The sequence below is a fragment of the Bacillus sp. FSL K6-0994 genome, from assembly GCF_038630815.1.
In the GTDB taxonomy this organism is placed as follows: Bacteria; Bacillota; Bacilli; order Bacillales; family Bacillaceae; genus Bacillus; species Bacillus safensis.
Genome location: NZ_CP152043.1, coordinates 538,053 through 563,394, shown reverse-complemented (window position 1 = coordinate 563,394; position 25,342 = coordinate 538,053). Strand labels below are relative to the sequence as shown.

Sequence of the window (25,342 nt, the reverse complement as noted above, 5' to 3'; positions counted from 1 at the left end):
TTCTTGTCAACGAGTTTATTTCATAAAAAAAAGACCACCTTGGTTCAGTGATCCTCTTCTTTTAAGATAAAATGCATTTCAGCAATTTGCTTGTATTGATGTACTCCCTGTAATGAAAACCTAGATTCCAGATCCGCCGGTGAAAATAGAGGAATTCCTCTTCCAATCATGACAGGTACGATTTGAAGAAAAAGCTCATCAACCAATCTTGCTTGTATGCAAGATTGAAGCAGTCCCCCGCCGCCGACAATCCAAATATGCCGGCCTGTTTCATTCTTTAATTTTTTGACAAATGATAAGATATCTTCGCGAATGATATGCGTTCCTTCCAAACTGTCTTGTAACGTACGTGACATGATATAACAAGTCTTTCCTTCATAAGGAAACCCATCTGGTGATAGCTGAAGCACTTGTTCATATGTATTGCGCCCCATGATCAGCGTATCGACTGACGCATAAAAGGTGTCATAGCTCGTTTCTTCTTCGCCCTCTGTCCCTATCAGCCAATCGAGCCGGTGATCCTCTCTCGCTAAATATCCATCGATACTCATCGCCCCATAAAAAAACAGCTTCCTTTTCTCACTCAATCCCACCACTCCCTTACTCCGAATAAGAACATATATTCTATTTTATCAAAAAGGAAAGACAAAGGCTACATAACTTTCTCCCTTTTTACGATTCCTGTTCCACCTTGACGAGAAGCTCGTATAATTTATGCGCGAGTTTGCCGGCATCAATGGTCATTTCTTCGTGAATCCATTCCTCGAGTACACCCACGACACCAGACACGACAAAAGAGGCCTCGATTTGTTCATTTTCTGTAATCGGCCGCTGATCATGCTGCCACTCTTTCATGATTTTTTCTTTGAAAAATGCTTTGAATTGATTGGTGGTTGGGCCATTTGGTTTTACAAATAACGTCAACATAGATTGATTCTCTTTCAAGTACTCCGTCGTTTTGTTTAAAAAGGAAAGCATATCAAGAGGGTCCTGACTTGGAAAGGTTTCATCATATAATCCCCCGAGCTGATCGAATAGTTCTTTCTCAAGCTGTTCATATAAATCAAACACATCTTGATAGTGCAAATAAAAGGTTCCCCTGCCTAAATCCGCTTTCCTTGATAGCTCTGATACCGTAATCTGCTGCACTTCCTTTTCCTTTAACAGCTCAAGAAAGCTTTCCCGAATGGCTCTTTTTGTTTTGATTGTTCGTCTGTCCTTCATGACATCCCCTCCATTGCTGAACAATCAGGCGCCAAATGTCTATTTATGAACAGGATTTCATCCATTGCCGATGTTCGATTGGTTTACTTCTTATTATAATCAACACATGTTCAATAATCTATATGTGTTCAGTAAAGGAGGACCATCATATGTTTCATTTCAGACTTGCTAGAGAGGATGAACTACCTCAAGTGGCAGAGTTGTTAGATGATTCGTTTCAGGACTATTCATTTTTTGACCTATTATGTGAAAAGGTCAAAAACCGGTCTGCTTTCGCTCGTCAACTGCATTTGGTCAATACAAAGGTGTATTTTCAGCATCAAATCTGTTTGGTCGGGGTTGAGAACGAAAAAATTGTGACTGCTGCTCTTTTAAAGCATCCGCGTCTTCCTGAACCAGGCGTCATGGATTATGTGCTGTCAGGTGGGTTAAAGCTGCTCTTCACTGGCGGTATATCGGCGGTTCAGCATGTGTTCCGTGTGTTAAAGGAGGCGAAAAAAGCATGTTCTTCCTTAAAGCAGCCTTACTGGTATTTAGAAGCACTTGTCGTGGCAAAAGACGAGCAAGGGAAAAAACTCGGAAGCCGCATGTTAAGGCAATGCCTTTTTCCCTTTATCGCCCGGCAAGGCGGCGGACTGTTCACACTGATGACACACAACGAGGCCAATCGTCATTTCTACCGGAAAAATGGCTGGATGGAGTTTGATGAAAGGGTACTGCGCGGAAAGGAAATGTCCTTGGAAAGCTGGAGCTATAAAACCGTGATTAAATAAGGTATCCTCGTCAGGTGATGATATAATAGAGTCAGTTCAATCAATGATCATACTTGGAGGAGAGACTGATGATACGACGACTTGATCATATCGTGTTGACTGTACAACATATGGAGGACACCATTCGCTTTTATACAAACGTATTAGGGATGAAGGAAGAAACTTTTGGTGAAGGCCGTAAAGCGCTTCGTTTTGGTTTACAGAAAATCAACCTTCATGAAGCTGGTCATGAATTTGAGCCAAAAGCGGCTCATCCTCTTCCTGGATCTCATGATTTGTGCTTTATCACCGATTTAGACATGGACAGTTTGCTGCTGCACCTCCGGAAGCAAGTGGTCCCCATTGAAGAGGGGCCGGTCAGACGCACCGGTACATTAGGTCCAATTGAATCTGTTTATATCCGTGATCCTGATCTGAATTTAATTGAAATCTCTCGATATATAGAGGAGGGTGATCCGTCATGACTCGTATATTTTTGAGACCGATTGAAGAGCAAGATTATCCTGGTATTCAAAGAGGATGCCAGCATGCAGAGACACTTTATATGACTGGCACACGCAAAACGTTCACACTAGAAGAAATCCGCTCCGCCTATACCCGCTTTTTGCAAGATGACAGCAGACGAGATTTCGCTATTTGTCTGCTAGACACGAAAGAGATGATTGGGGATGCGGCGATTGTGGACATTGATCCATTCAATCATACGGCAAGCTTCCGCATTGCGCTTCACGGGCCGGAGCATTTTCAAAAGGGATATGGCACTGAAGCGGTTCGGATGGTTCAAGCATTTGCCTTTGACACATTAGAACTCAACCGTCTTGAGCTTGAAGTCTTTTCCCACAATCCAAGGGCCTTTCGAAGCTATGAGAAAGCCGGATTTCAATATGAAGGAAAAAGACGCCAAGCGCTCTATTTCAACGGTACATACTCAGATGTCATCATCATGGGCATCCTTCGTGAAGAATATAACCACATGATGAATACAGATGCTCCTGTTTAAGAAAAGTCGTCTTTTTTAAAAAATTGAATCCCAGTGACGATGATTAAACAAATAATGGAAGATAGAACGATAGAGACACTCGCTAGACTAAGCGCCATGCCTTCCCATCTTCCAATAAAAAAACTGACAATCAATAAAACCAAACCAAATAAAATCAAGCATATAGGGACAATGAACCTCGCATGGCGCTGCCGGCGTCTTTTCCCTGCCCACCATGAGAGACACAAAACAACGATTGTAAAAAAGGCGGTTTGCAGCCAGAACATGTGATATCAACTCCTAACCCATAACAATGGAGGTACTTCAAATGAATATTAGACCCATTGAGCAAAAAGACAACCCGTATATCGCAGCGATTATCCGCAGCTCACTAGAATCAGCGAATCTAGCGATTGAAGGAACAGCCTACACTGACCCCCAACTTGACCAGCTTTTCGAATACTATCAATCATTGACTCATGCAGGCTATTGGATTGCTGAAGAGCAGGGTGAGATTGTGGGCGGTATAGGGATTGCTCCATTTACAAATGGAGTATGTGAATTACAAAAGCTTTATTTAAGTCCAAAAGCACAAGGAAAAGGTGCGGGCAAAAAACTGATGGATACGGCGCTGGAATATGCCTCTACATACTACGAAGCGTGTTATTTAGAAACCCGCCGGGAATTAACAGCGGCTATAGGCCTTTATCAGCGGTATGGCTTTTCTCTTCTTTCAGAACCGCTTGAAGGCTCTGAGCATTCTGCAATGGATGCTTGGTATCTCAAAACCTTCTCATCTTGAACCATAAAACAATCGATAGGTTTTGAGCCTCTGAAAGCCTAACTTCTCTGCTAGTTTGATTGAAGCTAGGTGATGGACATCGCAATCCCAATGCAGTGTCCTCTTTTTTTCAAGACAGATGCTGATCATATGCTGAGCTGCCAGCAGCGCCAAACCTTTTCCTCGATATGTTTCATCTGTCCAAATATCTATCTCCGCACGATCCTTACTTGAAAAAATAGAGACACATTCACTTACCACGTTCTCTCCATCTAAAATGGCAATCCCGATTCCCTTTGATAGAAAACGAGCTGTTTCTCCCCAATAGGCTTCGTAATAGCTGGGAGGAAAAGTCCTGCTTGCAGTCATCACCTGCTCATTTGTCCGCTCTACTCTATAGCCTTGATGAGACTGAGTGGCATGAGAATATGCCTGTGAATAAACGTACGCATGTCTTTCCATTTCATTCAGATGTGACCCAAGACATTTTTTCATCATCGCATCTGTTAATGGATTTGCTGAAAATATGGTAAATCGGCCGTTTTGTCTTTTCTGCCTTTCGTACACATCCACGATAAAGGCTGAGGAGCGTAACAGCTCCGCTTCACTCCTTCCTGCTACATAATAAATGCCGCATGAAGCTTCGAGAAAATAAACAAGCGGATGCGCTTCATTATCTACATAAAGATTTCCTTGAATAAAACCATCCATGACCGCATCTACAAACACTGGATATGCCGGATCAATCTGCCGAATTCCTTTTTTCATTGATGGTGTCTTTTGCCGTTCTAAGAGATGCACGATTTCTCCTCCTTTCCTTCCATTATAAAGAAAAAGCTGCTGACATTCAGGTCTCTTTTCAGCAAAATGAATTCTTCTGCATCAATAGCGCAATTTAAAAAAGAGACCTTAGTTAAAAGGTCTCTTACTTCTGCATGACATTATTCTGCCGCTGCCTCTTCTGACACTTTTCCCTTCCAAATCAGGGTTAAGCCTAATCCAAGAAATAAGACAACACCTGCGAATAGAAATGGGAAGTGAATATTTTGGTCAAATAAGATGCCGCCAAGTGCCGGCCCGAAAATCGTACCTAGGCTTGTGTAGGTGGAGTTCATTCCTGCGACAAATCCTTGCTGGTTGCCAGCAATTTTAGATAAGAAGGTCGTTAATGCTGGACGTAATAAATCAAAGGCAAGGAAAATGACACATGTGACAATCAGAACAACCAAAAAGCCTGAAACAACAGTTGAAACGAAAGCAAGGACAGCCCCGATAATCAGACATAGCTGAATGACTCTTTTTTCACCTAGGGCATTTACCAGTTTACCAAAAACAAGTACTTGTATGATGACAGCCACAATCGAGCTGACGGTAATGATCACGGCAATATCTTTTGGACCAAATCCAAACTTATGATTTGTGAACAAGCTAAAGACTGTTTCATATGCAGATAGTCCAAATGCGAGGACAAACACAATGATAAAGGCGATGAGGTAGCTTGGATGAATTGATTTTTTCAAATCTTTAAAGAAAGTCGATTCTTTCACTTCATTCATTTGCTTCGCTCGCTCTTCTTTTGTTAAAGGCTCCTTCAGCATAAACATAGACGAAATAACGGCAATAAACGCAATCCCTGCCGCAAAGAAGAATGGCAGGCGTACGCCGTATTCTGCAATAAACCCGCCAATTCCCGGGCCAATGATAAAACCGGTACTAATGGCCGCAGAGACATAACCCATCGCCTTTGATCTTTCTTGAACGGTCGTAATATCTGCGACATACGCAGTGACAGCCGGCATAATAAATGCCGCACTAATACCGCCTAGAAGCCTTGCAACATACAGAACATACACGTGTGTACCAAGACCAAAAACGAGTTCTGATAATGCGAATAGAAACAGCCCAGACACAATCATAATCTTTCTTCCGTAGCGGTCTACCCATCTACCTGCAATAGGTGATGCGATGAGCTGAGCAACGGCAAACGCCGCCACAAGGTATCCCATTGTACTTCCTGTTAGATGCATGACATTCATGAATAGCGGCATGACAGGAATAATGAGACCGATGCCTAAGAACGCAATAAATATATTACTTAATAAAATAACGAGTACTGCTTTTTGCTCACGAATCGGTTTTTGCATGATGTTTGTTTCCCCTTTACTGACTCACTTGTTACTCATGATGGTTGATTCCGTGAATAAACAATGAGATCGCCTCTTTTTGTAACTCTTTCTTCTGCTCGATGGTGTCATTTTTATATAACACGTCTAATCCATAAAAAACGGAAAGTAATATTTTCACTTTTGACTCCACATGCTGGATTGACCAGCTGCCATCTTTGTTTCCTTCAAGTAAGATATCTCTCATCACATCATCAAAATCGACATCAATCTTGTTCAGCCGTTCCATGACTTCGTCTGATGTAAAGGCACTGGCACAAAATTCCTCACTCGCTCTCATTAATGGGTAGTTAATGCCCATTTGACTGAGCAGTTCTGCAAACCCGGCAAGCTTGTCGATAGCTCGGTTCAGTGTTTTCTTCTCCTCTTGCCACGTTTCCATCATCAAACGATGATCCTCTTCCATAATATGAAGAAACAAAAACTCTTTTCCTTTGAAATGATGATAGAGATTGCCTTTACTCACCTCAGCAGCCTCTAAAATATCGCGCACGGATGTTTCTGAATAACCTTTTTTTGCAAATAAATCACGTGAAGCGGTGACGATTTTTTGCTTCGTCTTCTCACTCTTTCCAGCCCCGCTTTGTGTACTTGTCATGTGTCACAATCCCTTTCTACCCTGCATTTCTTCATGCAGACTAAATAAAACCGACCAGTTGGTTTATTTTTTAATTATAAATGGATTTTCCTTATAATACAATGAAAAAGTCATCGACTTCATAAGGAGTGATCCATGTGAAAACAAACAAAACAGTCATTTGCGCTATCACCAAAAAGGACTTATATGTATTTTTCTTCTGCGACCTTTTCATGGCTACTTTGGTGTACTACGTGTTCAAATTCAAACCAACCACATTTTATGAATGTGCAGGGGTCATGGGAAGTATACTATGTCCCTTTTTGATGAAAAAGTGGATATACCGGTGATTTCCTTTCAAATATATCCGTCATTCATTTAATTCTTCTTTATATTTAACTTCACTTAAATATAAAGATTGCCTATAATAGAAGAGAGGTGATGTCATTGGATGAGGAAATCATTCATTACGGTAAAAAGATCATTGAATACTCGAATGCTCTAGGCTCAATTTATGTAGAAGAGTATCAACGATTTTTAAAACATGAGTATGCAGATTTATCAGCCAAACAAGAGCTGACGCTTGAGCTGCTGCGCACGAAAACGAGAACAATCAATGAATTAGCTGATTACTTTTCGATTTCTGCCAGCGCAGCTAGCCAGCTTGTATCAAAGCTTGAGCAGCTCGGCTATGTCAAACGAGAAATTAATCCACATAACCGAAGAGAAATCATTGTTGATTTTGCTCAAAAGGGCCATGACTACCACAAGAATACGGAAGACATTCAATTGCACCTTATTCAAAAATATTATGCAAAGCTTCCAAAAGAAGATTTAAAAACATTACTATCTCTATACGAAAAAATCTATCAGATTGCGAAAGAAGCACCTTAATACGGTGTTTCTCTCACTGATATTTAAGTTATCTAAACTATTAAGGGGATGAAAATATGCAAAGCATTCATTTACAAGATGGCCGGTACATTGGTTTGACTCAATACGGTGATCTTGAGGGGTTTCCAATTTTCTTTTTTCATGGAACACCTGGATCAAGAGTGATGTTTTTAGATGATGATCCAACCTCTCAAAAGCTCGGCATTCGTCTCATCTGTTTGGATCGACCTGGATTCGGTTTATCCACCCCTCTACCTGACCGCACAATTTTAGACTGGGCAAAAGACGTGGTGGAAGTGGCAGATGATCTTGGCATTCAACATTTTTCAGTGATGGGTGTATCTGGAGGCGGCGCATTCGCTGCTGGTTGTGCCTATCAATTGCCGGATCGCGTCCTTTCAGCCGCTCTGATCTCAAGCACAACCCCTTTTCAATGCGGAAAACCGCCGAAAAGTATGCTAAAAGAAAATAAATTAGCCTTTTTCCTTAGTAAGAAGTTTCCTTGGCTATTGAAAGCAAGCTATCGTTCCCAGAAAAAAATGATTGAGAACAAACCAGAGAAATTTAAGAAGCTGGCCAAAAACGGGAACAAGCATTTACATCCGTGGGATCGGCAATTCCTTCAAACCGATGAGCAGTTAGAGATGATGATGACACATTTATACGAAGCGACTCGTCAATCGGTGGATGAATGTATTCGTGAACCCATTTTACTCTCGAAACCATGGGCATTCGATATGAAAGATATTCAAATCCCTGTTGATGTCTGGCACGGAAAAGAAGATACAATGGCTCCATTTGTAGAAATAGAAAAAATAGCTCAGGCGATTCCAAACGTCAAAACCCATTATATAGATCAAGCAGGGCACTTTCTTACTGATGTAGACGATATTTGGCGAGATATTTTACTCTCTTTAAAGGAACGTGCTGAACGTCAGGAACATGCATAAAAAAAGACCCAATATGACTTGGGTCTTTTTCTTCATTAATACTGTTCATAATACCTTTGCACTTTACCTGGATCTTTTGTCTTCGTCAGTGCCAGCATGAGCAGAATACGTGCTTTTTGCGGGTTTAATGAATCAGAGGACACAAAGTGATGTTCATCATCCGTTTTTTCGCGGGTGACAATTCCATTCCCCGTACGGCTTGATCTCACAACAACCACATCTTTTTTCACTGCATCTGTTGCCCCTTTGATGGCTTCTGTTGACATCGTTCCATTTCCTGCTGCAGCCACGACAATCCCTTTCGCACCTGCTTTGACTGCGGCATCATACATATATTTTTGATCATTTTGATAGCCGTATAAAATATCAACTTGCGGCAATTCTTTTATCTTTGATACATCAAATTCACTTTCAGTCGTATGTTTTCTTGTCGGTTCGTTATAAAAGGACACCACTTCACCAGTAACTTCTCCGATGTATCCTTGCTCAAGTGACTTGAAGGCATCGGTTGTGGTCGTGTTTGTTTTCGTAACAAATCGAGCCGATGCAATTCGGTCATTTAATGTGACCATGACCCCTTTGCCCTTTGCTTCTTTGGCTGATGCAATTTTCACCGCATGATACAAGTTGAGCGGACCATCCGCACTGATTGCCGATGCTGGTCTCATTGAGCCAACGACCACCACAGGCTTATCACTTTTGACAACCAGATGTAAAAAGTAAGCTGTTTCTTCAAGTGTATCTGTTCCATGCGTGATGACAATGCCATCTACTTGATCATCTTTTAATAGTTCATTCACTCGCTTGGCTAATTTTAAAAGAAGAGCGTTATCAACATTTTCACTGCCGACATTCGCAACCTGCTCACCCGTGACATTTGCAATATCTTTCAGCTGTGGAACTGAATCAATGACTTTATCAATGCCGAGTGAACCAGATTTATAGCCCGTCGTATCTGTATCACTGTCTGAACTGCCAGCAATCGTCCCGCCCGTGGCTAATACCTTAATATTAGATAAGGACTTATTCCCTGTTTCAACCGCCTTGTTTTTCTCTTTTGTTTCATTGGATACGTTTTCTTTTTCGCTTTGAGTATTCTCTTGAGTGCCTGTGTTCGCACAGGCTGCTGTCACCATTAATAAAACAGAAAGAAGGACAGCACCTAACCATTTTGTCATGTTCATTGGATCATCTCTTTTCCTCATTTGATGGATTCATGGCTAAACTCTATCTATAGGATTTACTTTATACCATACATTCATTCATCGGCATGAGGCTAAAGTTATATAACCAAATAAAGGTAAAAAGGGCGTTATATTAATGATTTATTCAATTCTTAATACCTAAATTTGCTGTAATTAAATTGAGTATTGAAGGTGGCGTATTTTCAAAATAACCGATGCTTGATAATGAATTTATGATAAAATATAGTAAATTTTACAAAAAAGGAGTATACATTTTGCATCCGCTTCAACCCTTTTACAAAATCCTAATCACACTATTCATCAGCTCTATTTTACTCGGCTTGTTTGTCTGCTTATTTCCACCTATTCAAGCTGAGCCTGCGTTTCTGATATTTTACATACCTATCTTTTTTGTTTTTTATTTCGTCTTTGCGGTTCCTTTGCAGTTATTGTTTTCTTTGCAGCCAAAGGCTTTTCATCCTCTTTATTTAGCTGCATATTTACTGATTGCAATGGTTGTCATGCTCTTTTTCATTGATGGTATTGGGAGCCAGGCGTCTTTACCCATCATCATCATGAGCAGTCTTATCTACTGGACTTGTGATTCTTTGTTTTATCAAAGAATCAATGCATGAAAAAAACACCTAACGCGAAGGTGTTTTTTTCATTAGTTTCTTTAAAGCATTTTTCTCATCAAATAGTCGGTATCCATTTTGAGCGATCTTCCTAGGACGTACAAAATCCTTTTCTGTAAAGTGACGAAGGGCAATTTTGTGATGCTTAATCGCCTTCACTTGTTACATTTCTCCTATGCTTGACCACACAGTCAATCATGCCATAAAAAAATCACTGAGGATATCTACCTCAGTGATGAGAATTGTTATTTCATACTTGTACCAGCGTGTGAAAAGATCATATCTTTCAATTCAAATTCGAATGTCTTTCCGTCCACAATACCGACTGTTTTTTCACTGTCATAAAGCTCAAGCATACAAGCTGCCATTTCTTTTGATGTATGATATTTCTTGAAATTGCCTTCATATTCAAATTCGTCTACATCCAATGAACGCTTTGCAAATTCTGATTCTGTCGCGGAAGGTGCTAATATTTTTGCCTGTAACTTAGCTCCCTTTTCTTTCAACTCTAGTGCCAGTCCTTCTGTAAAGGCGCTCACGTAAAACTTCGTTGCTGAATAGGTGACGGCATTGCCGACGACTGTATAGCCGGCTCGTGAAGAAATGTTAATGAGCTGCGCTCCCTCTACTTGCTCATAATCACGAACAAATAAGGTGGATAGAATCGTTAATGCTTCGATATTCAGATGAAGCATATCCCCTATTTTACTTAAATCTTGTTCTCCTATAGAGCCAAAGTGACCAAACCCTGCATTATTAATGAACGTATCCAGCTCATAATCTGACAATGATTCATAAAATGAATACACTTGCTCTATGTTTGTTAAATCGCTGACTGTATGACTACTTTGATATCGGGATATTGATCATGAATCTTCTCCTTCAATTCTTGGAGTTTATCGAGCCGGCGTGCAGCTAATATAAGATTTTTCCCTCGTGCTGCAAAGGCGAGAGCCGCCTCATATCCAATACCTGAGCTTGCTCCTGTAATGACTGTATAACTCATTTTATATCCCCCTATTCGCTACTCGCTATTTGACTGCTTAGAATCTTATAAACATTTAGTGGTTAATTCCTTATAATCACTTTTAATATTTGCAAAATTCTTTTTCACAAGCAGCCTTTTTTTCTGCTTCCACTGAAGACCCTCCAATTTCATCCATCGACTTATTATAAATTCCCCAGAATTCTTGTTTTGGATCTTTGTTTAGATACCCCTCAACACTAATTCCACCCATTGGGTCTATATCATACTTCTCTTTATATGTAATATCACTGATATTTTCATAATTGGCTTTTAAAAACGATGTCATTCTTTTTTTTGCTGTTTCAAACAACTTTATTTCTTGTTCATTTTGTAGTTTAACATCATTTTGATGCTTCATGAAAATTCCTCCAACTGCTATAATAACAAAAGAAATCAGGATAATTATGGTTCCTCTTTTGATCAATCATATCATCCTTTCTATTTCTTATATTTTATAATAAGAGAGTGATATTGTACATGAACAGTAACAATCGCCCCACTATATCCGATTACGAATATTTTAAAATAAGTCAAGTTAGTTATCAGGATAGATTATTAGAAAAAAATTTTGGTGAAGCTAAACCAATATCAATAAGTGCAGACAAATATTTTTTTATAGACAATATTCGGAGAGACCCTGACACAGGACTCGATGCATATGTATTCATTCAAGCTAAAAAAGAAAAAGGTAAATGGGTCAAGCCAAAAGAGCCTGATAATGTAATCATTGGGTTTGCTGGTACAAATCCAAATGATCAACTTGTTCAAGATGTAATTAAGGCTGACGGTGGAAATGTTGTTGCAGGAAAAAACCCAAAAGAAAAAATTAAATACATTACTAGAAAAAACTCTAACATTTATAGTAAAGGTGAACGTTTCATAGATGATGATATACAAAGAGTTTAACTGGCAAGCGGTGATTACAAACTCATCACAAAAACGTCTCAATTCGATCAATCTGATCAGCTAGTTAGAGAAGTAAAAAGAAAGTATGCTGGTCCCAATACAGTTATTTCAGCAACTGGTCATTCACTAGGTGGAGCAGAGGCTGATTATGCAGGAGTGATTAACGGCATCTATTCAGTTGGATTCAATAACCCATCTATTGTAAAGCTTCATGACAAAGAAACTCAACAAAAAATAAAAAATGGTGATTTTAGAGCGATGAATAAATCCATCATTAATCCAGATGACATGGTCGGTGCTGGATGGGGTCTTGAATATGATCAACATAACGGAACAACGATTTATACTAAAGATCCATCTGATGCAAGACTAAAGAGAAAAAACCGTTTGAAAGCTGTCGCTCTATCTGCTTCACTTATTCCACTTGCAGCTGACTTTATTATGCAAGCACTTGGAATTGATGACACACATGCTATAAGCGAGTCTAATTTTAAATTTGACCATAAAGGCAATATTATCAATGTCGACGGAAGTAAAGATGTGTATAATCGTGACTTAGAAACCATGACCTCTTATGCTAATATGGATGGCCAAACAATAAAAGTAGATAAGGCTGTTGCAAAAAGATTGGCTGATCAACTTACTTTAGCATTAGAGGAGTTAAAAAACGTAAAAAAAGAAGTAGAAGCATTTCCAAGAGAACACAGTTTAACAATATACAATCTTTCAAATCAATTCAAAAGTAAATTAGATCAATTTGAACAACTTGGGCCAAATGACGTCGATCAAGCCCTATTAGAAATAGCTCCTTATACCAATAAAGGAACACCGTTTTTTTATGATGAAGACGAACAGTACAACTTTGAAGCTTCATTGCATTATATGATTCAGGATTTAGAAGATATAGCTGAATTCATTGTAAAAATGGCAGAAAATCTTACAGAAAAAGATGAGGAATTAGCAAGATGGCTAAAGTTATAGGAGGTCATAATTAGTGCCTGATATGAACGCTGAACTAGAAATGATAAAAAAGGTCCAACAACAAAATGAGTTGAAAAGTCAGTTAAAAGCAAAAGCAAAAACTGACGTTGGCTCCTTAAAATCAGATATTGCGAAATCGACAAAACTAACAGCAGCAACAAAAACAATTGCACAGACTTATTTAACACTATTTTCATCATTTGAAGGTAAATCGCTTGATGCATTAGTGGATAGATTAAATCAAAATGCGCAAAAAACATTACAAGTTAAGCATGATAGAAAAGCTTTTATCAATAGTATTAGAACTAAATAGAGAAAGATAGTCAAATTCAAGTATTAGTAAATCAATCTCTTTAGACAGCTTGTCACAATTAAAGAGAAGTAAAAAGCACAGGTTGCACCTGTGCTTTACCTATTTATGAAAAGAAGCCCTCAAAGTCTCTGTTCAAACGCTTTCTTTAATTGATCCCCCATCAAATGCCAAGCCTCTTCAGCTATGGCTAAATCTCCGGCGTGCGTGAAGCCGTGTGGAACGCCTTTAAATTGTCTGTACGTGACGTCTACCCCAGCTTCTTTTAAATTAGCAGCATATTGTTCGGCTTCTTCAGCCAGCGAATCCCTCTCTGCTGTGATGACGAGAGCTGGAGGCATTTGTGCTAAGGATGAACGATCTGCAAAAACCGGAGAAACGAGCGGATTGTGCGGATCTTGGCCTTGCAGATAGAAGGAATTAAAGAGTCTCGCCAATTCAACTGGGATCGCTTCTTCAAACGCTGGCTTTTGTGCTGGATCAGTGGCTAGATCAAGCGGCGGATAATCAAGCACTTGATAGGCAATTGGGAGTGTATTTCCTCTTTGAATATTCAATAGACAAGCAGCCGTTGCCAAATTTCCTCCTGCGCTATGTCCGCCAATGGCTAATGCATTCCGATCGATTTGAAGCTCCTCAGGATGTTCATACAGCCACTTCATTACATCGTAGCATTCATGAAGAGCGGCTGGGAAAGGGTGCTCGGGTGCAAGCTGATACTCGACATTGACGACGATACATTGCGCCCGGTCTGCAATGACTGGACACCAGGGATTATCCATTTCAGCACTGCCCATGATAAATCCGCCGCCATGTAAATTCACAAAAACAGGAAGCAGCTGTTTTTGTGTGTTCACTGGCTTAAATACCCACACCTTTGTTTCGCCAGCACTTGTTGGAATGTCATATTCCATTTTGTTCACTTCAGGAGGATTTACTGGCTTTAGTTCCGATTGACTCGCTAATGAACCTTCAGATGGCTGGCGTAATGACGCAGCGATTTTGATTTGTTCTTCTAAGTTCATGATCTCAGACTCCTATCTTATTCATTTCTTAGTTACTCATTCTTTTCCTTTTCCTCTTTTCCTCCTACTGAACCAACAGCAAATTTTCAATGTTCACTTTTTACCTATCTCCCCGTTTTTACTCTCTTTGAAACAAGCATTGAGCAAATAAAAAAGCACTGCGGCGCTATGCCCTCAGTGCTTTTCATTTCTCTTATGATACTTGTTGTTCTACCTTCACTCGTTTAATGAAGAAAGCAATAATCAAACCGATGATCGTCATGATCACTGCAAAGATAAATGCATGCTGGACGCCATTTGTAAAGGCGAGCAGCTGATTCACCGGATTTGCGGGATCAGACACATTTTCCATAAAGCTGCGGGCGCCTGAAGAAAGGATCGAGATACCGACCGCAGTACCAATGGCTCCTGACACCTGCTGCAATGTATTCATAATCGCTGTACCATGCGGATATAGCTCTGGCGGCAGCTGATTCAATCCATTTGTTTGAGCAGGCATCATGATCATCGCGATTCCGATCATTAATGTAATATGAAGGGTGACAATGAATCCAATCGACGTATTCACACTTAGATTCGTAAAGCCAAACATCGTCGCTGCGACAATGACAAGACCTGGAATGACAAGCCATTTTGGACCAAACTTATCAAATAGACCACCCATGATTGGAGATAGGAGTCCGTTGATAATTCCACCTGGCAATAGCATTAAACCTGCTGTAAATGTAGAAAGCGCCAAGGATGTTTGCAGATACAATGGTAAAATCATCATAGCAGACAGCATCACCATCATACACACTAAAATCAGAAGTAACCCAATGACAAACATTGGATATTTAAACGGGCTTAAGTTCAGCATTGGTTCTTTCATGTTCAACTGTCTTAAGGAGAACACAAGAATCCCTATGACACCTACTACAATTGCCACGATCACATGCATACTGCTCCAGCCGCCGCCTTCACCGGCACTGCTAAAGCCATACACAATTCCGCCGAAACCAATGGTTGAAAGCACAATTGATAAGATATCGATTTTCGGTCTTGTTGGTTCTGTAATATTTTGCATAAAGATATAACCAAATACGAGTGCAGCCATTAATAAAGGAAGTGAAATCCAGAAAATCCAATGCCACGTCAGCGATTTCAGAATAAGACCGGAGACGGTTGGACCGACTGCTGGTGCAAACATGATCACAAGACCAATAATCCCCATCGATCTGCCTCGTTTATGAGGCGGGATGATGACCAAAATCGTATTAAACATCAATGGCAGAAGCAATGCTGTACCGACTGCCTGCACGACACGTGCTACCATTAAAATACTAAAGACCGGCGCAACCGCCGCAATAAATGTTCCGATGATCGAAAAGACAAGCGATGTAATGAAAAGCTGTCTTGTCGTAAACCATTGAAGAATGAGTCCTGAAATCGGTACGAGAATACCAAGTGTTAATAAATATCCTGTTGTCAGCCACTGAGCAGTCGTCGCTTCAATTCCAAAGTCTAACGTTAAACTTCTCAGCGCCATGTTTAATGCCGTTTCACTGAACAGGCCAATAAATCCAGCCGTGATAAAAGAAATAATTATGGGCAGCGTTCGAATGTCAGAAGCTGCTGCTTTCTGTTTGTTCATATTAAGTTGGCTCCTTTTCTTTTTCAATTTAGATGAACCTTAGGAAGTCAGGGTGGTCAGAAATGAGCCACTTTCATGTCTATTGAAAGACGGATAAAATCTGTTTTTCTGCAGCAAATTGAGCGATTCTTTCGATTGAATAGCCGGATTCATGTATATAAAACATGAGCTCAGGCGTCATTGGAGAGGACATACATAACGTTGTCAGTTCTATGTCCTGTATGTTCGCTTCTCCCTTTTCTCTCGCTTCTTCAAGCAAATCACGAATGATTTGTCTAAGTGATTGACTGTAATGACTCTCATACACTTTACTTGTCTGCTCTAAACTCCCAGAGATTGTGAGCATCCGAATCCAGTCTAAATGGTGACCGACGATGAGATGAATTTCTTCAAGAACGTAGCGCAAACGTTCACGGACCGGCTGATCACTTATTTTGCTCAAGTAAAGATGCAAAGCTGGTATCAGCTGTTCAAATCTCTCCCCAAGGATAGAAAGGCACAAATCACTTTTATTGGCGTAGCGGCGGTAAAGAGTACCCTGCCCAACACCAGCTGTTTTCGCAATTTTATGCATGCTGACATTTTCTACACCAAATTCTTGAAACAAGGAGAATGCAATCTCTTCAATTTCCTCCCCAATATCCTTTTCCACCATGCTCACCTTCTTTACCTTCATCCACATGACACTTATCTCTATGTGTTAAATCAAAACACTTTAGGTTTTTCTTAGGACAATTGTCCCGATATTATCTTACGGACAACTGTCCGCAATGTCAATCATTATTTTTTACTTATGATCCTTCTTTCAATTCTATTAAATAATGCACACTGTTTATCATTATTTAGACCGATTTTCCCTTTTGAAAGAATCATGTATGATCAATAAAGAAAGCGCTTCCATAAAAGGAGAGGAGAATGCGAATATGTACCGTATGAAACGAATGTTGATGCTGCTTGTCACTGGATTAGTCTTGAGTTTGTCCACATTTACAGCGGGTGCCTCGGCACAAACGGGTGGATCGTTTTATGAACCTTTTAACAACTATAATACGGGGTTATGGCAAAAAGCCGATGGATACTCGAATGGAAACATGTTTAACTGTACGTGGCGTGCAAATAACGTGTCGATGACCTCATCAGGTGAAATGCGTTTATCGCTCACAAGTCCCGCCTATAATAAATTTGACTGCGGAGAAAACCGCTCCACACAAACTTACGGCTATGGGCTATATGAAGTCAACATGAAGCCAGCCAAAAATGTGGGGATCGTCTCTTCTTTCTTCACTTATACGGGACCGACTGATGGCACGCCTTGGGATGAGATTGACATTGAATTTCTAGGAAAAGATACGACAAAGGTACAGTTTAACTACTATACCAATGGTGTAGGAAATCATGAAAAGATCGTCAACCTTGGTTTCGATGCAGCGAACTCTTATCACACGTATGCATTTGACTGGCAGCCAAACTCTATCAAATGGTATGTCGATGGACAATTAAAGCATACCGCCACCACTCAAATTCCTCAAACACCAGGGAAAATTATGATGAACCTGTGGAATGGTGCAGGTGTCGATGAATGGCTCGGCTCCTACAACGGTGTTACCCCGCTCCACGCACATTATAACTGGGTGCGTTACACAAAAAGATAACTCTATCAAAAAACCTGTGATTTTTCACAGGTTTTTCTTCGTTTAATTAGAATGAGTTTTCAGCTGATGAGCGAGTTTTTTCTCATGATTGTGGATAATATCTTCATAACTTTCTATTTTGAAATCCAATCGTTTAATGGTCTCTTCGATTTCCTTTTGTTTTTGAACGAGTCTTTCTCGTTCATTGACCAAAATGTTTTTTCGCGAAGATAACGTATGATCATCATCCTCAAAAAATAAGGCTGTATATTCTCTAAGCGCATCAATCGAGAGCCCTGCATTTCTCATACACTTGATAAATTCGATCCATTGAAGATCATCCTCCGTATAATCACGAATCCCATGATCGTCACGTTTGATTTCCCTAATCAAACCAATATTCTCGTAATATCTAAGTGTCGCAGTGGATAAATCGAGCTGTTTTGCTGCTTGTGCTATTTTCATTGTGCCCTCCTTCTTTCTCTTACCTTCCGATCTCCCTTTCCTCATCATCTCCATTTTGAAAAAGAAAGCAAGATGCTTTTGGCTCAATTCTTGATATCAAGAATGTTGTAACAGCCTGGATTTATTATTACAGAAGGTTTTCTGTTGACTTATAGTTCACTTTAAGACGTACAGTATAGAGGAAAGAATCGAATCTTATTTTTGAAAGGATGATCAAGAATGTGTCAGACGCACCAATCAAACGTTTTAAGTGTATCACATGCAAAAGCGAATTTTGAACGGACGACCATTGAAAGAAGAGCGCTTCGTCCACATGATATTTTAATTGATATTCAATTTAGCGGGATCTGTCATTCAGATATCCACAGCGCTTTTGATGAATGGGGCGGCGGCATTTTCCCGATGGTTCCAGGTCATGAGATCACTGGGGTCGTTACAGCTGTAGGGGATGATGTGACGAAGTTTCAGATCGGAGACCGTGTAGGCGTTGGCTGCTTTGTGGATTCCTGCGGCACCTGTGAATATTGTCAAAATGGAGACGAGCAGTATTGCACAAAAGGGGTCGTCCAAACGTATAACAGCCGTGACTATGACGGGGAGCCGACTTATGGCGGCTACAGTCAAAAAATTGTCGTGACTGAACGATTTGTCGTCAGCATTCCTGATCAACTGTCCCTTGATGCCGCAAGCCCTCTTCTCTGTGCTGGCATTACAACTTATTCTCCATTAAAGCACTGGAAGGCAGGCCCTGGCAAAAAGGTTGCGATCGTCGGAATGGGCGGGCTCGGCCATGTTGCTATTCAATTCGCGAGTGCTCTAGGCGCTGAAGTGACGGTATTGAGCCGCTCTTTGAATAAAAAAGAAGAGGCCCTATCATTTGGTGCAAAAGACTATTTTGCTACAAGTGATCCTGATACGTTTCAGACACTAGCCGGTCAGTACGACCTTATTCTCAATACGGTCTCTGCCAACATTAACGTGGATGCCTATTTGTCCTTACTCCGTGTAGATGGAACCTTGGTGAACGTCGGTGCACCGCCTAAGCCGGATCAATTCCACGTCTTTTCATTAATTTCCGGCCGCCGCAGCATAGCTGGTTCACTCGTTGGCGGCATCCAAGAAACACAAGAAATGCTCGATTTCGCAGCTGCTCATAACATTGCGCCACAAATTGAAGTGATCAACGCTAATCAAGTTGATGAAGCGTATGAACGGGTGCTGAAAAGTGATGTTCGTTACCGGTTTGTGATTGATATTTCGACATTATGATCGGATTCTTTTTTGAAAGACTAGCTCAATGGCTGGTCTTTTTTTAACATGATTTCCTCATAAACAGCTGTTTACGTTTCAATGACTTGATACGGATATAAAGGCTGGCACCCGAGCTGTTATTGTGGATATCCTGTTTTTCTTATAGCGAGGAGGATATGTTCAAATGAAAAAAATCACATCCAAAATTCCCACAAAATAACCTCCCTTTTTTAGAACAAAATTTATTGACAACAAATAAATAAACATGTTATTATTAAAAATTTGATTATTTAACCTCTAAGTGTGGTACCCTTAAAGTAGATACATTATATGGAGGTGGATGATATGTTTCAAATTGGTGATAACATTGTTTATCCAATGCACGGAGCAGGTATAATTGAAGCCATAGAAGAAAAAGAATTCTCTGATGAAAAACAACAGTATTATGTGATTAAAATGTCAATCAGTCATATGAAAGTAATGATTCCAACACGGAAAATGTCAGGTTCACGTATTAGACCTGTTACAGATATACTGGCTTTAAAGAATGTAATGCACATTTTCCAGCATGGCAAATCAGATCAATTACTGACATGGAAAGAACGGCATACAATTAACACAAACAAAATAAAAACGGGTAACATCCAAGAAGGTGCTGAAGTTGTGCGTGATCTGATGCGTATGAAGAAAGAGAAAGCACTCAATGCAAGTGAAAAGAAAATGCTGGATGATGCCCATGAATTTTTGCTAAGTGAATTAGAAGTCATCAAAGGAATTACAGAAAAACAAATCAAAAGTTTCTGTTAAGAACCTCTTCCACACTCACCATTTTTGAATACAAGTTCTCTACGAACATGTCCATCCTTCAATTTATTAAAGAAAAAAAGAATTTATTTAGGCAAATTCCGCATATTGTAAATCCAATATGCTATACTGTTGATAAACCTTTGAAGCATGAATTTTTTTACGATTACCTTGTAACACCTCCCTACTTGTACGCTGAGTAGGGTTTTTTATTGAAAAAATGCGTGAAAGCATAAAAAAACAGGCTCTCTACAGAGAACCTGTTTTAAAAGGATGAAGATTAAGCAGTTTTTTGAACGTTAGCAGCTTGAGCTCCACGAGAACCTTGCTCTACGTCAAATGTTACTTTTTGACCTTCGTCTAAAGATTTGAATCCGTCACCTTGGATAGCTGAGAAATGTACGAATACATCGTCGCCTTCTTCACGTTCGATAAATCCAAAACCTTTTTCTGCGTTAAACCATTTTACTGTACCTTGTTCCATGTTTGTTGCCTCCTCGTGCGTATACCACACAATGTATTATACTATCCTTGCCCAAAGTATCCTCAAGACGAAAAGTCTTTCTTCATGCTATCCTTTACGCCGAACAAAAATAATTATTCTTATTGTAGCATGAATCGGAAATAATTGCAATTTAGGATTTAAAAGAACAAAATCAACGATCCCACATAATTTTGTTCTTCTCTGACTTTAAGATAATTTTTTCTACAAAATGGACGTTCAATCTCGAAAGGAATAAACAAGTTCATAACGTCATTCCATTTTTCAGACATCTGTCAGTATTATTTAAAAGTGGTAATAACGAAAACATTACTGTACTCTTAGAAAATTCATGTCATTTCTATTTCAGCTAATATTCAACATTTTTATTCCTATCTATTATTAAAGTTACTATAAGACTAGCTACGCTGACTAAAGTTCCTGCGATAGAAACAACAATTGTCAAAAAGCCATCTGGAATAAAAAATCCTATTGGAATTAGTACCAGAAAAGAGAGAACAATAAAACATTGGTATACACCAGATATAGTTCTCACAATCAAGTTACTGAAAAAAGACATCACCAACGGAGGGATGAATAAAAAAACCACTATTCCAATTGATATTATTAAGATGCGAGGCTGATCAAATGAAATGACATTATCTCCAGGGGAATTTTGGGCAGCCACTAGCATAACAACTATAGACATCATTAGAGTAAGTAAAACTAGAGAAAACCTTTTTATCATGCTATAACTCCTTTTTCATATTGAATAGTTTTATAGGGACAGGCTAATTTAGTCAACCAATTTTTATGTTGACACAAATCGCTTGTATTTTCTGGATAATCATGAATTGGTCATGAGCTTATAAATTTTTTGAAGTTGACCTTATGCAACTTAATTCCATTTTATCAAATTATCTCATCAAAACCTTTATTTAACAATATAAAAAATGAAAGGAAGCTAGAAGCTGAATAAAAGAATTTATTCATGATGTTCTTATATGGACAACAATCGCATCATGACTGGCAACTATACTTTAGAGGATACAAAAAAACCAAAGGTCTACAAACTTTGGTTTCTTAGATGCAGCCGAGGGGACTTGAACCTCCACGGGTTATTCACCCACTAGACCCTCAACTTTGTGAGTAGACGAGGCAGAAAGACTGCTGAGTCCAATGGTTCCATCCACTCAACAGGCATTATCCATCAGTCAATCTGCAGTTAGTCCGGTTATTTGGCAGGCTACCTTACATGCTACACATTTAGCTCGGGAAGTACGGCAGATTGTTGCACAATCAGTGAGTCAGGGATCTTCATATTAATCAGTCGATACGATATGAAATTTCCATGGAATCAACCTTTGCCAATTAAAATGCTTGTATGTAGTCTTTAAAAATAAATACTGATCTTAAAAAGGTATCCTTGTGCTGCGGTACCTTTTTATTTCGAGTCCTCATGAAGTTGCCGCTACATTTTTATACCGCACTGTAAAAAAACCGACTGATCTAACCAGGAAAGGAGCATTCCTCCTACCAGAAACAAAACAAAAAAGAACAGATTATCTTACTGGAGGAAGCTTATTGAAATTGGCGCTTCAATGGGGGATACGTGCATCTATTCTGACAGCAATAGATGTATATGGTCACTTATTTCCTAACAAACAAAAGGCTATGGCTGAAAAATTGGACGACATTATATAAAAATATCGATCTCTAACAAAATCTGTCCACTTACTTACGGTGAGTGGACAGATTTTGGACAGATTTATTTAGAAGTTATATAAAATAAAAATACCAAAGGTCTACAACCCTTGGTATCATTGATGCGGCCGAGAGGACTTGAACCTCCACGGGTTATTCACCCACTAGGCCCTCAACCTAGCGCGTCTGCCATTCCGCCACGACCGCGTGTATGATGTGCTCATATATTCATAAGTGCACTGTTTGGAAAAACAATGCGGGTGAAGGGACTTGAACCCCCACGTCATAAAGACACTAGATCCTAAGTCTAGCGCGTCTGCCAATTCCGCCACACCCGCGTGACAATGGTGAGCCATGAAGGACTCGAACCTTCGACCCTCTGATTAAAAGTCAGATGCTCTACCAACTGAGCTAATGGCTCATCTGCTATGCAGAAAAACATATATAAAAAATGGCTGGGCTAGCTGGATTCGAACCAACGCATGACGGAGTCAAAGTCCGTTGCCTTACCGCTTGGCTATAGCCCAACGAATCAAAAAACAAAACATGACCCGTACGGGATTCGAACCCGTGTTACCGCCGTGAAAGGGCGGTGTCTTAACCGCTTGACCAACGGGCCATACAATAATGGCGGAGAAGGAGGGATTTGAACCCTCGCGCCGCTTACACGACCTACACCCTTAGCAGGGGCGCCTCTTCAGCCACTTGAGTACTTCTCCATTATGGCTCCGCAGGTAGGACTCGAACCTACGACCGATCGGTTAACAGCCGATAGCTCTACCACTGAGCTACTGCGGAATAATAAGACATGTTTCATTATATCTATGCCAGAAAAATGTGTCAAGAATTTTTAAGTGTTTCATTCCTGTCTCATTAGCGACGGCTTTTATAATTTAACATATACTAATATAACAGTCAAGCCTTTCTTCCTTCCTTTTTGTTTTCTGTTTAGACACGACAGAAAGACCCCGACCTCTAACTAAAGACCAAGGCCTCCTTGCTGCTCCGCTCCCTATGGGTTCATGACAGCTTATACTTCCGCATCCACTTATAAAAGGTGCTTCTTGGCACCTCTGCCAGCCTCGCTGCTTCTGTCACATGACCTTTCGTTTTGTGCAGTGCGTCTATCACTGTTTGCTTTTGAATGCGTTCCCTAAACGTGAGTTCTTTTGGATTCTCGGTATACTCTGGTAGATGCAGCTTCTGCTTTTCCTGATCCATCGCCTCTAATACCGCCGCATATTGCGATTCACCAATCCATCCTCCTCTAGGAAACAGTACCCTTATATGTTCAAACAGATTAAAAAGCTCTCGTATGTTTCCAGGCCAATGGTACGCTTCTAGCTTACGAAAAAAAGATTCAGGAAATGTCGCATTCCATTGGTGTTTCTTTTGGTAGTAACGATATAAATCAACAATGTCTTCTTTTCTTTCCCTAAGCGGCGGGATGTTGATTGGATAAACATGAAGACGGTAATACAAATCTTCACGTATTTTTCCTTCCTTCAGCAGTTCGTTCATATTCCGGTGTGTCGCTGTAATGATTCTAATATCCAAAGGGATTTCGTGTGTCCCGCCGAGCGGTACGACTTTCCTTTCTTCAATGACCCTAAGAAGCGCCACTTGCATCGCATAAGGGATTTCGCCAATTTCGTCTAAAAAGAGCGTTCCTTTTTGCGCCTGTTCAAACTTCCCCTTTGCTCCATGACGTTTTGCCCCTGTAAAAGCCCCTTCAGCATAACCAAATAGTTCGCTTTCTAACAGGCTTTCAGGTATGGCTCCACAATTAACGGCAATAAACGGTCCTTCATGTCTTTCACTAGCTAAGTGAATCGCTCGAGCGGCCAGTTCTTTCCCTGTACCTGTTTCTCCCCAAATATAGACATTTGCATCTGTTTGTGCTGCTCGTTTTATTTTGCTGAGCGTCTGTTGAAATACCGTACTTGTTCCAGATTCCCCGGGAAATTGAGCAAAAGAAACGGTTATATTGCTCTTCGCTGCTTCTTCAAACGAAAAAGACATCCCAAGCATCTTTCCGTCCTGCTCTGACTGAATGATCTGCTTGTCTCGTGTAACAAATGTATCGTCCATGAGCAGCTCAACATCCATTCCGTACCAGTCTGAAAATCGGTCTCTAATCGGCTTACTTGCCAAAACAATCTGCTTTTTCTCATTACAGACAACATACGGCTCGTCCGCTTCTACCTGCTGGAGACAATGACTGATCAGCTCCATCTCTTTTCTTTTTTGCTGGACCTGAATTTCTCTCTCTATGGCATATGCAACTGTTGAAGCCATTCCAAGCATAAAAGGATGCCTTTGATCCGCCATACAGGAGATATCAATGACTCCTATGATCGTGCCGTCTGCATCACGAATAGGGGCCGCTGAACAACTCCAATGGTGGGAAGCGACTGAAAAATGCTCAGTTCCGTTGATCGCTACAGCTTCCCCAATGACCAGTGCCGTTCCAATAGCGTTCGTCCCCACATCGGCTTCGGTCCAGCGCGCGCCCTCCATAAAATTTATTTTTTTCGCTTCTACCAGCGTCCTTTGGCTTCCTGTCAGACTTAGCACATAACCATCTGCATCGATGAGTAAAGCCATCATGTCAGATTCTTTTAATTGCTGACTGATTTTATTTAAGTAAGGAAGAGCGGCATTTAGAAATAGTGAGTACTTCTTTTTTTGAACACTGAATAATTCCTTTTCTAAAAACGACTGTCCTTTATCTAAATACGGGTTCACATTTGCCTGTTTACATCTGTGCCATGACTCCATCACTCTCTTATCCAGACGAGATCTATCAAGCAAACCTTCATGAACAAAACGTTTCCAAGTATTTAAATAACAAGGCGTCGGATTCATTCCATCCTCTCCTCTGGGGGCTTTTTATCCATTATAGATAATTATAAAAGCGCTTTCAATTATTGGCTGACCCAGG

General features: G+C 40.2%; 28 protein-coding genes, 7 tRNA genes and 2 pseudogenes. 14 read left to right on the top strand and 23 right to left on the bottom strand.

Translation table 11 applies throughout. From position 1 onward, the window contains the following. Positions 1-44: 44 nt before the first annotated feature. Together MHB69_RS02810 and MHB69_RS02805 are read right to left on the bottom strand one after the other, a co-directional pair. Complete coding sequence (locus MHB69_RS02810; protein ID WP_342495980.1) at positions 45-587, bottom strand: dihydrofolate reductase family protein; 543 nt, start codon at positions 585-587, stop codon at positions 45-47. Between the two features lie 85 nt (positions 588-672). Then, on the bottom strand, positions 673-1,224 hold the full coding sequence (locus MHB69_RS02805; RefSeq protein ID WP_034284083.1) for a TetR/AcrR family transcriptional regulator: 552 nt from the start codon (positions 1,222-1,224) through the stop codon (positions 673-675). A 149-nt stretch (positions 1,225-1,373) separates the two neighbouring features. On the opposite strand from MHB69_RS02805, the gene MHB69_RS02800 reads away from it, so the two are divergent. From MHB69_RS02800 to MHB69_RS02790, 3 genes are all read left to right on the top strand, one after another. Then, positions 1,374-1,997, top strand: a complete 624-nt coding sequence (locus MHB69_RS02800) for a GNAT family N-acetyltransferase (RefSeq protein ID WP_046314005.1) — start codon at positions 1,374-1,376, stop codon at positions 1,995-1,997. A 68-nt stretch (positions 1,998-2,065) separates the two neighbouring features. After that, positions 2,066-2,461 (top strand): VOC family protein, encoded by a 396-nt coding sequence (locus MHB69_RS02795; RefSeq protein ID WP_024425420.1) that lies wholly within the window; start codon positions 2,066-2,068, stop codon positions 2,459-2,461. Further along, positions 2,458-2,997, top strand: coding sequence for a GNAT family protein (locus MHB69_RS02790; protein ID WP_326136021.1), 540 nt, complete (start codon positions 2,458-2,460; stop codon positions 2,995-2,997). Before MHB69_RS02795 ends, MHB69_RS02790 begins: the two co-directional genes overlap by 4 nt. Here the strand turns inward: MHB69_RS02790 and MHB69_RS02785 are convergent. Further along, entirely contained in the window at positions 2,994-3,263 is a 270-nt protein-coding gene (locus MHB69_RS02785) for a YesK-like family protein (protein ID WP_087978837.1), read from the bottom strand. The two genes, MHB69_RS02790 and MHB69_RS02785, sit on opposite strands and share 4 nt — an antisense overlap. A gap of 41 nt (positions 3,264-3,304) precedes the next feature. On the opposite strand from MHB69_RS02785, the gene MHB69_RS02780 reads away from it, so the two are divergent. Continuing rightward, a complete protein-coding gene (locus MHB69_RS02780) occupies positions 3,305-3,778 on the top strand; it encodes a GNAT family N-acetyltransferase (RefSeq protein ID WP_342495979.1) in 474 nt (157 codons plus the stop codon). Here MHB69_RS02780 and MHB69_RS02775 read toward each other — a convergent pair. From MHB69_RS02775 to MHB69_RS02765, 3 genes are all read right to left on the bottom strand, one after another. After that, positions 3,770-4,558 carry a GNAT family N-acetyltransferase gene (locus tag MHB69_RS02775; RefSeq protein WP_342495978.1) on the bottom strand — a complete coding sequence of 263 codons (789 nt, stop codon included), beginning with the start codon at positions 4,556-4,558 and terminating at the stop codon, positions 3,770-3,772. The two genes, MHB69_RS02780 and MHB69_RS02775, sit on opposite strands and share 9 nt — an antisense overlap. A gap of 140 nt (positions 4,559-4,698) precedes the next feature. Continuing rightward, positions 4,699-5,901 (bottom strand): tetracycline resistance MFS efflux pump, encoded by a 1,203-nt coding sequence (locus tag MHB69_RS02770; RefSeq protein ID WP_034284096.1) that lies wholly within the window; start codon positions 5,899-5,901, stop codon positions 4,699-4,701. Between the two features lie 31 nt (positions 5,902-5,932). Beyond that, positions 5,933-6,538, bottom strand: coding sequence for a TetR/AcrR family transcriptional regulator (locus MHB69_RS02765; RefSeq protein WP_034284099.1), 606 nt, complete (start codon positions 6,536-6,538; stop codon positions 5,933-5,935). A 420-nt stretch (positions 6,539-6,958) separates the two neighbouring features. On the opposite strand from MHB69_RS02765, the gene MHB69_RS02760 reads away from it, so the two are divergent. Both MHB69_RS02760 and MHB69_RS02755 read left to right on the top strand, forming a co-directional pair. After that, positions 6,959-7,411 carry a helix-turn-helix domain-containing protein gene (locus MHB69_RS02760; RefSeq protein WP_034284102.1) on the top strand — a complete coding sequence of 151 codons (453 nt, stop codon included), beginning with the start codon at positions 6,959-6,961 and terminating at the stop codon, positions 7,409-7,411. 56 nt (positions 7,412-7,467) lie between these two features. After that, on the top strand, positions 7,468-8,361 hold the full coding sequence (locus MHB69_RS02755; protein WP_342495977.1) for an alpha/beta hydrolase: 894 nt from the start codon (positions 7,468-7,470) through the stop codon (positions 8,359-8,361). Positions 8,362-8,396: 35 nt separating this feature from the next. On the opposite strand, the gene MHB69_RS02750 is transcribed toward MHB69_RS02755, so the two are convergent. Next, positions 8,397-9,545, bottom strand: a complete 1,149-nt coding sequence (locus MHB69_RS02750) for a type II asparaginase (RefSeq protein ID WP_342495976.1) — start codon at positions 9,543-9,545, stop codon at positions 8,397-8,399. 215 nt (positions 9,546-9,760) lie between these two features. Here MHB69_RS02750 and MHB69_RS02745 point away from each other — a divergent pair, with 215 nt between their 5' ends. Then, complete coding sequence (locus MHB69_RS02745) at positions 9,761-10,180, top strand: hypothetical protein (RefSeq protein WP_342495975.1); 420 nt, start codon at positions 9,761-9,763, stop codon at positions 10,178-10,180. 245 nt (positions 10,181-10,425) lie between these two features. Here MHB69_RS02745 and MHB69_RS02740 read toward each other — a convergent pair. Continuing rightward, a pseudogene (locus MHB69_RS02740) lies at positions 10,426-11,186 on the bottom strand (SDR family NAD(P)-dependent oxidoreductase). An 82-nt stretch (positions 11,187-11,268) separates the two neighbouring features. Beyond that, a complete protein-coding gene (locus tag MHB69_RS02735) occupies positions 11,269-11,565 on the bottom strand; it encodes a DUF1433 domain-containing protein (protein WP_163115559.1) in 297 nt (98 codons plus the stop codon). Positions 11,566-11,684: 119 nt separating this feature from the next. Here MHB69_RS02735 and MHB69_RS02730 point away from each other — a divergent pair, with 119 nt between their 5' ends. The 3 genes from MHB69_RS02730 (at position 11,685) to MHB69_RS02720 (ending at position 13,407) form a co-directional block, all read left to right on the top strand. Continuing rightward, positions 11,685-12,113, top strand: coding sequence for a hypothetical protein (locus MHB69_RS02730; RefSeq protein WP_342495974.1), 429 nt, complete (start codon positions 11,685-11,687; stop codon positions 12,111-12,113). Positions 12,114-12,269: 156 nt separating this feature from the next. Next, positions 12,270-13,094, top strand: a complete 825-nt coding sequence (locus MHB69_RS02725; protein ID WP_342495973.1) for a hypothetical protein — start codon at positions 12,270-12,272, stop codon at positions 13,092-13,094. 13 nt (positions 13,095-13,107) lie between these two features. Then, entirely contained in the window at positions 13,108-13,407 is a 300-nt protein-coding gene (locus MHB69_RS02720; protein ID WP_163115561.1) for a hypothetical protein, read from the top strand. A 119-nt stretch (positions 13,408-13,526) separates the two neighbouring features. On the opposite strand, the gene MHB69_RS02715 is transcribed toward MHB69_RS02720, so the two are convergent. The 3 genes from MHB69_RS02715 to MHB69_RS02705 all read right to left on the bottom strand — a co-directional run bounded on the left by MHB69_RS02715 (position 13,527) and on the right by MHB69_RS02705 (position 16,714). After that, on the bottom strand, positions 13,527-14,429 hold the full coding sequence (locus tag MHB69_RS02715; protein ID WP_342495972.1) for an alpha/beta hydrolase: 903 nt from the start codon (positions 14,427-14,429) through the stop codon (positions 13,527-13,529). A 193-nt stretch (positions 14,430-14,622) separates the two neighbouring features. Beyond that, positions 14,623-16,062, bottom strand: coding sequence for a DHA2 family efflux MFS transporter permease subunit (locus MHB69_RS02710; protein WP_046313989.1), 1,440 nt, complete (start codon positions 16,060-16,062; stop codon positions 14,623-14,625). 79 nt (positions 16,063-16,141) lie between these two features. Then, entirely contained in the window at positions 16,142-16,714 is a 573-nt protein-coding gene (locus tag MHB69_RS02705) for a TetR/AcrR family transcriptional regulator (RefSeq protein ID WP_046314028.1), read from the bottom strand. 271 nt (positions 16,715-16,985) lie between these two features. On the opposite strand from MHB69_RS02705, the gene MHB69_RS02700 reads away from it, so the two are divergent. Continuing rightward, entirely contained in the window at positions 16,986-17,714 is a 729-nt protein-coding gene (locus MHB69_RS02700) for a glycoside hydrolase family 16 protein (RefSeq protein ID WP_046313988.1), read from the top strand. Positions 17,715-17,756: 42 nt separating this feature from the next. Here the strand turns inward: MHB69_RS02700 and MHB69_RS02695 are convergent, their stop codons facing one another. Beyond that, positions 17,757-18,158 carry a MerR family transcriptional regulator gene (locus tag MHB69_RS02695; protein ID WP_008346757.1) on the bottom strand — a complete coding sequence of 134 codons (402 nt, stop codon included), beginning with the start codon at positions 18,156-18,158 and terminating at the stop codon, positions 17,757-17,759. Positions 18,159-18,377: 219 nt separating this feature from the next. On the opposite strand from MHB69_RS02695, the gene MHB69_RS02690 reads away from it, so the two are divergent. After that, positions 18,378-19,427 (top strand): NAD(P)-dependent alcohol dehydrogenase, encoded by a 1,050-nt coding sequence (locus MHB69_RS02690; RefSeq protein ID WP_046313986.1) that lies wholly within the window; start codon positions 18,378-18,380, stop codon positions 19,425-19,427. 327 nt (positions 19,428-19,754) lie between these two features. After that, complete coding sequence (locus MHB69_RS02685; protein WP_098677662.1) at positions 19,755-20,216, top strand: CarD family transcriptional regulator; 462 nt, start codon at positions 19,755-19,757, stop codon at positions 20,214-20,216. 277 nt (positions 20,217-20,493) lie between these two features. Here the strand turns inward: MHB69_RS02685 and MHB69_RS02680 are convergent, their stop codons facing one another. Continuing rightward, positions 20,494-20,697, bottom strand: a complete 204-nt coding sequence (locus MHB69_RS02680) for a cold-shock protein (RefSeq protein ID WP_003214229.1) — start codon at positions 20,695-20,697, stop codon at positions 20,494-20,496. 367 nt (positions 20,698-21,064) lie between these two features. Continuing rightward, the gene (locus MHB69_RS02675; protein ID WP_034284113.1) at positions 21,065-21,442 is read right to left on the bottom strand and encodes a hypothetical protein; all 378 of its coding nucleotides are present in this window, start codon (positions 21,440-21,442) and stop codon (positions 21,065-21,067) included. 866 nt (positions 21,443-22,308) lie between these two features. On the opposite strand from MHB69_RS02675, the pseudogene MHB69_RS02670 reads away from it, so the two are divergent. Then, positions 22,309-22,398, top strand: a pseudogene (locus MHB69_RS02670) (hypothetical protein); the annotation flags it as partial. 123 nt (positions 22,399-22,521) lie between these two features. On the opposite strand, the gene MHB69_RS02665 reads toward MHB69_RS02670, so the two are convergent. From MHB69_RS02665 to MHB69_RS02630, 8 genes are all read right to left on the bottom strand, one after another. Next, a tRNA-Leu gene (locus MHB69_RS02665) sits at positions 22,522-22,605 on the bottom strand. A gap of 48 nt (positions 22,606-22,653) precedes the next feature. Continuing rightward, positions 22,654-22,736: transfer RNA gene (locus MHB69_RS02660), tRNA-Leu, on the bottom strand. A gap of 7 nt (positions 22,737-22,743) precedes the next feature. Further along, positions 22,744-22,819, bottom strand: a tRNA-Lys gene (locus MHB69_RS02655). Between the two features lie 31 nt (positions 22,820-22,850). After that, positions 22,851-22,925: transfer RNA gene (locus MHB69_RS02650), tRNA-Gln, on the bottom strand. 20 nt (positions 22,926-22,945) lie between these two features. Then, positions 22,946-23,017: transfer RNA gene (locus MHB69_RS02645), tRNA-Glu, on the bottom strand. A 9-nt stretch (positions 23,018-23,026) separates the two neighbouring features. After that, a tRNA-Ser gene (locus MHB69_RS02640) sits at positions 23,027-23,117 on the bottom strand. 4 nt (positions 23,118-23,121) lie between these two features. Further along, positions 23,122-23,196: transfer RNA gene (locus tag MHB69_RS02635), tRNA-Asn, on the bottom strand. 222 nt (positions 23,197-23,418) lie between these two features. After that, positions 23,419-25,266 (bottom strand): sigma-54-dependent Fis family transcriptional regulator, encoded by a 1,848-nt coding sequence (locus MHB69_RS02630; RefSeq protein ID WP_342495971.1) that lies wholly within the window; start codon positions 25,264-25,266, stop codon positions 23,419-23,421. Positions 25,267-25,342 lie beyond the last annotated feature (76 nt).

Bases quoted from the DNA above. Each gene is read 5' to 3' on its own strand.
- MHB69_RS02805 (WP_034284083.1), bottom strand. From the start codon at position 1,224: ATGAAGGACAGACGAACAATCAAAACAAAAAGAGCCATTCGGGAAAGC.
- MHB69_RS02800 (WP_046314005.1), top strand. From the start codon at position 1,374: ATGTTTCATTTCAGACTTGCTAGAGAGGATGAACTACCTCAAGTGGCA.
- MHB69_RS02795 (WP_024425420.1), top strand. From the start codon at position 2,066: ATGATACGACGACTTGATCATATCGTGTTGACTGTACAACATATGGAG.
- MHB69_RS02790 (WP_326136021.1), top strand. From the start codon at position 2,458: ATGACTCGTATATTTTTGAGACCGATTGAAGAGCAAGATTATCCTGGT.
- MHB69_RS02785 (WP_087978837.1), bottom strand. From the start codon at position 3,263: ATGTTCTGGCTGCAAACCGCCTTTTTTACAATCGTTGTTTTGTGTCTC.
- MHB69_RS02780 (WP_342495979.1), top strand. From the start codon at position 3,305: ATGAATATTAGACCCATTGAGCAAAAAGACAACCCGTATATCGCAGCG.
- MHB69_RS02770 (WP_034284096.1), bottom strand. From the start codon at position 5,901: ATGCAAAAACCGATTCGTGAGCAAAAAGCAGTACTCGTTATTTTATTA.
- MHB69_RS02765 (WP_034284099.1), bottom strand. From the start codon at position 6,538: ATGACAAGTACACAAAGCGGGGCTGGAAAGAGTGAGAAGACGAAGCAA.
- MHB69_RS02760 (WP_034284102.1), top strand. From the start codon at position 6,959: ATGTCATTGGATGAGGAAATCATTCATTACGGTAAAAAGATCATTGAA.
- MHB69_RS02755 (WP_342495977.1), top strand. From the start codon at position 7,468: ATGCAAAGCATTCATTTACAAGATGGCCGGTACATTGGTTTGACTCAA.
- MHB69_RS02750 (WP_342495976.1), bottom strand. From the start codon at position 9,545: ATGAACATGACAAAATGGTTAGGTGCTGTCCTTCTTTCTGTTTTATTA.
- MHB69_RS02745 (WP_342495975.1), top strand. From the start codon at position 9,761: ATGCTTGATAATGAATTTATGATAAAATATAGTAAATTTTACAAAAAA.
- MHB69_RS02735 (WP_163115559.1), bottom strand. From the start codon at position 11,565: ATGAAGCATCAAAATGATGTTAAACTACAAAATGAACAAGAAATAAAG.
- MHB69_RS02730 (WP_342495974.1), top strand. From the start codon at position 11,685: ATGAACAGTAACAATCGCCCCACTATATCCGATTACGAATATTTTAAA.
- MHB69_RS02715 (WP_342495972.1), bottom strand. From the start codon at position 14,429: ATGAACTTAGAAGAACAAATCAAAATCGCTGCGTCATTACGCCAGCCA.
- MHB69_RS02710 (WP_046313989.1), bottom strand. From the start codon at position 16,062: ATGAACAAACAGAAAGCAGCAGCTTCTGACATTCGAACGCTGCCCATA.
- MHB69_RS02700 (WP_046313988.1), top strand. From the start codon at position 16,986: ATGTACCGTATGAAACGAATGTTGATGCTGCTTGTCACTGGATTAGTC.
- MHB69_RS02695 (WP_008346757.1), bottom strand. From the start codon at position 18,158: ATGAAAATAGCACAAGCAGCAAAACAGCTCGATTTATCCACTGCGACA.
- MHB69_RS02690 (WP_046313986.1), top strand. From the start codon at position 18,378: ATGTGTCAGACGCACCAATCAAACGTTTTAAGTGTATCACATGCAAAA.
- MHB69_RS02685 (WP_098677662.1), top strand. From the start codon at position 19,755: ATGTTTCAAATTGGTGATAACATTGTTTATCCAATGCACGGAGCAGGT.
- MHB69_RS02680 (WP_003214229.1), bottom strand. From the start codon at position 20,697: ATGGAACAAGGTACAGTAAAATGGTTTAACGCAGAAAAAGGTTTTGGA.
- MHB69_RS02675 (WP_034284113.1), bottom strand. From the start codon at position 21,442: ATGATAAAAAGGTTTTCTCTAGTTTTACTTACTCTAATGATGTCTATA.
- MHB69_RS02630 (WP_342495971.1), bottom strand. From the start codon at position 25,266: ATGAATCCGACGCCTTGTTATTTAAATACTTGGAAACGTTTTGTTCAT.